Annotated in this window: 3 protein-coding genes; 2 read left to right on the top strand and 1 reads right to left on the bottom strand. The window is 52.1% G+C overall.

What is annotated here, in order from left to right:
- Positions 1 to 420: 420 nt before the first annotated feature.
- Positions 421 to 786 (top strand): hypothetical protein, encoded by a 366-nt coding sequence (locus IGR76_19310; GenBank protein ID MBF2080598.1) that lies wholly within the window; start codon positions 421 to 423, stop codon positions 784 to 786.
- 332 nt (positions 787 to 1,118) lie between these two features.
- Entirely contained in the window at positions 1,119 to 2,471 is a 1,353-nt protein-coding gene (locus tag IGR76_19315) for an LCP family protein (protein ID MBF2080599.1), read from the top strand.
- Between the two features lie 5 nt (positions 2,472 to 2,476).
- On the opposite strand, the gene era is transcribed toward IGR76_19315, so the two are convergent.
- Entirely contained in the window at positions 2,477 to 3,388 is a 912-nt protein-coding gene (era, locus tag IGR76_19320) for a GTPase Era (GenBank protein MBF2080600.1), read from the bottom strand.
- Positions 3,389 to 3,471 lie beyond the last annotated feature (83 nt).

Here is a 3,471-nt window from a genome sequence, read left to right on the forward strand (position 1 = left end):
CGATCTGGGGGAGCCCGCGCTCTACCCGATAGGGTGAGCGTCGGGAGGATGTCACGAACCTATCTGGTTATTGACTTTGCAAGTTGCTATCGAGCACGTTTCGATTTCAGTTTCTCCGAATCTCAGTTTTCATTATCGATAGGCATTGGCTGCCCAGGCGTTTGTAGCGGAAAGTAGCATCGTTGCCGTCTAGATCGATAACCGAGTAACACGTTTTGGAGATCTCGTTCCGCATCTCTTGATCCAAATCACTGATCCAGGACTTACGCAATTGAGCGATTTTGTGCGGGTGTAACTCGCGCAAAATCGACTAAAGGGTTCAGGACGCCGCACGTAGTGCGTACGTCCTGTGTTCGTCATCGCTGATCCCATCCCTTCACTTTGATTTAGGATGGAAGCAGTTTCGCCGTAGGGTTTAAAATGCCTCCTTCCTCAACCGATCCGCTGGAAAGCGAGGATCTGCGCCGTCTTCAGTTATTTGTGTATTTCATCCCGATTTTGGGCGTATTCCCGGCACTTTGGACGCTGTACCGTCGTCAGGGAACTCGGCGTCAGCAGGTGGCGAGTCGGCTGGCGGTAACGATGGGTTTAGCCTGGGTGCTGACCTATGGATTACTCAGCCTGGGAGCCACACAAGGAGGATCAGCGTCGCTGAATGTCTGGATTCTCAATAGCCTCGCAACGTCTAGCTATTTTGTGGTGAGCGTATGGCTGATGATTCGAGTCTGGCAACGCAAGTCCACCTGGATTCCGGGCTTAAGTGATGTGGGCGATCGCCTACCTTGATGCGTATTGCGTTTTGTGATCTCTCTTGCATGCAGAGGAGCGATCGCCAGAAAGCTTGCTAAGATGCTGCTGATATTCTCAGATGAACATCGCGTACATCCGTTCTTGTTCTCATCCCAATTTTTTTAACGATAGATCCAACGCTGGAATGGCTGAGAGCGCAACGCACTGTTAACTCAAACCTTAAAACTCAAAACTCAAAACTAATAACTCAAAACTAATATCAGTTATCAGTGCTTCTCCATCTCTGCTGGCGTTTGCTCAACTCGTCATCATCTGGCGTCATCGCTATAATTTTTGCGTGGGCCTGTCCCACAAGTGGTCAACTAGCCATGCCGAATGCGTCCAAATCCATATCTGTGTCCACCCCATCCAAGCCCAAGACAAAATTGAAGCGACTCGGATTAGCGCTTATCTTGACAGGTGTAGCCGTCGTATCGGCAGCGGCGGGTGCTCTCGTCGCGGCGGCTTTGGCAACCACACCTCTGTTGCAGAGCCAGCTCAGTCCTGAAGATGCCACGGCCTTTGAGCAAGACGACATTTCGGCAGCCTCTAATCTTCAGATCCCCCAATTGACGCGCCCGGTCAATATCTTGGTGATTGGTGTGAAGGTACTCACAGCAGACGTGCAAAATCCGCCAGCAGATCTGCAAGATGCGGGATACCAAGCCCTGGTTGATTCCTTTGACGGTCTGGCAGATACGATGCTCTTGGTTCGGTTTAATCCCGACACTCAGCAAATGGTGGTCTTATCGCTGCCCCGCGACACCCAAATCTACACCCCCAAACTCGGCACGGCCCGCCTAAACGTCACGAACTACAATGGAGGGCCTGCGGCAACGGCGAGGGCTACGAGTGAACTGCTCGACGGCATTGCGATTGACCGCTACGTTCGTATTAACGTGCAAGGCGTAGAAAAGCTAGTGGATGCGTTAGGAGGGGTTGAATTGTATGTCCCCTACGACATGAAGTATCAAGATGATAGTCAGCACCTCTACATTGATTTGAAGGAAGGTCGCCAGCGTCTCAATGGCAGTCAAGCGCTTCAGTTTCTCCGGTTTCGTCACGATCAGTACGGCGATATTGGCCGCATTCAGCGCCAGCAAATGTTGATGCGAGCGCTCGTTGAACAAGCCCTCAATCCAGTCACGATTACCCGATTGCCCCGGACGCTATCGGTTGTTCAGGAGCATGTGGATACGAATCTAAGCGTGGAAGAATTAGTTGCATTGGTGGGCTTTGGAGCGCAGGTGGATCGCTCAAATGTCCAAATGCTGATGCTTCCAGGCGAGTTTGGCATGGATGGAAGCGACTATGGCTACTGGCTGCCGAACTATGACGGTATTTCCGAAATGGTGTCTCAATATTTTGGCGATCGCTCCCCTTCCGGGTACGCCATGGATCCAGCTAGTCTACGCATCGCCATTCAAGACAGCACCGGACGCGATCGCGCCGTGGCTGACTTGGTTGCTCAACTGCAAGACGCAGGCTATAGCAATATCTATGTGGATCAAAACTGGAATGAGCGCCTCTCAAAAACCCACATTGTCGCACAGCGGGGCGATGTGGCTAGTGCAAAGGCTCTGCAGGAGATCTTAGGGGTGGGTGAGGTGCGTGTCGAAAGCACTGGAGATCTAGAATCCGATCTGACCATCCAATTGGGGCAAGATTGGTTAGAAAAATAGTGGCACTATTCTTCCACTCGATAGCCCAATTCCGCCAGCCGTAACCGGGACTGTCGCCACTTGGGTTGCACTTTCACAAAGAGTTCCAAGTACACTTTGCCCATGACGAGCTTTTGAATTTGCTGCCGCGCTGCCGAACCAATCGCCTTGAGCATGTTGCCCTTTTTGCCAATCAAAATCCCCTTTTGAGAATCACGCTCGACGTGGATAACGGCATAGATGCGGGTGATTGTGGGCAGTTCTTCCACTTTTTCGATGGCGATCGCCACCGAGTGCGGCACTTCATCGCGGGTGAGTTTTAGAATTTCTTCGCGAATCAGTTCCCCCATGATGAACCGCTCTGGCTGATCGGTGACGAGATCGGGCGGGTAGTAGTACGGCCCTGGCTCTAGGGAATCAATCAGGGTTTGCTGCAAGTTTAAAATGCGATCGCCCGTCAACGCCGAGAACTTCACCATCGTCCAGTTATGCTCAGCGGCAAGGGCAGCATAGCTTTCATCAATCGCTTCGGCGCGATCGCCCGGCTGTTGATCGGCTTTGTTCAACCCCAGCAGCACATGGGGACAGCGCTGGAGCAGATTAGCCACGTAGCGATCGCCGCTGCCTGCCATCACCGAGCAATCCACAACAAACAGCACCACATCCACCGACTCGATGGCGATCGTGGCATTCTGTACCAATACCTTCCCCAACTCATGGTGGGGTTTGTGAATGCCGGGGGTATCCACAAAAATAATCTGAGCGTCCGGTGTGGTTAAAATCCCTTGCAAACGGTTGCGCGTAGTTTGGGCAACAGGTGACGTGATCGCAACCTTCTGTCCGACCAACTGATTCATCAAGGTCGATTTCCCCACATTTGGGCGACCAATAATTCCAATAAATCCCGATCGAAACCCCGGCGGGGCGATCGGAATCATGAAATCTGCCTCAGGTTCAATCAAGGGTTCTAGCTGGTCAGGATCAATCTCTCTCATGCCTTTGATTCTTAGCTTGGCTCCGA

The organism is Synechococcales cyanobacterium T60_A2020_003 (genome assembly GCA_015272205.1).
Classification (GTDB): Bacteria; Cyanobacteriota; Cyanobacteriia; order RECH01; family RECH01; genus JACYMB01.

Bases quoted from the DNA above. Each gene is read 5' to 3' on its own strand.
- IGR76_19310 (MBF2080598.1), top strand. From the start codon at position 421: ATGCCTCCTTCCTCAACCGATCCGCTGGAAAGCGAGGATCTGCGCCGT.
- IGR76_19315 (MBF2080599.1), top strand. From the start codon at position 1,119: ATGCCGAATGCGTCCAAATCCATATCTGTGTCCACCCCATCCAAGCCC.
- era (MBF2080600.1), bottom strand. From the start codon at position 3,388: ATGATTCCGATCGCCCCGCCGGGGTTTCGATCGGGATTTATTGGAATT.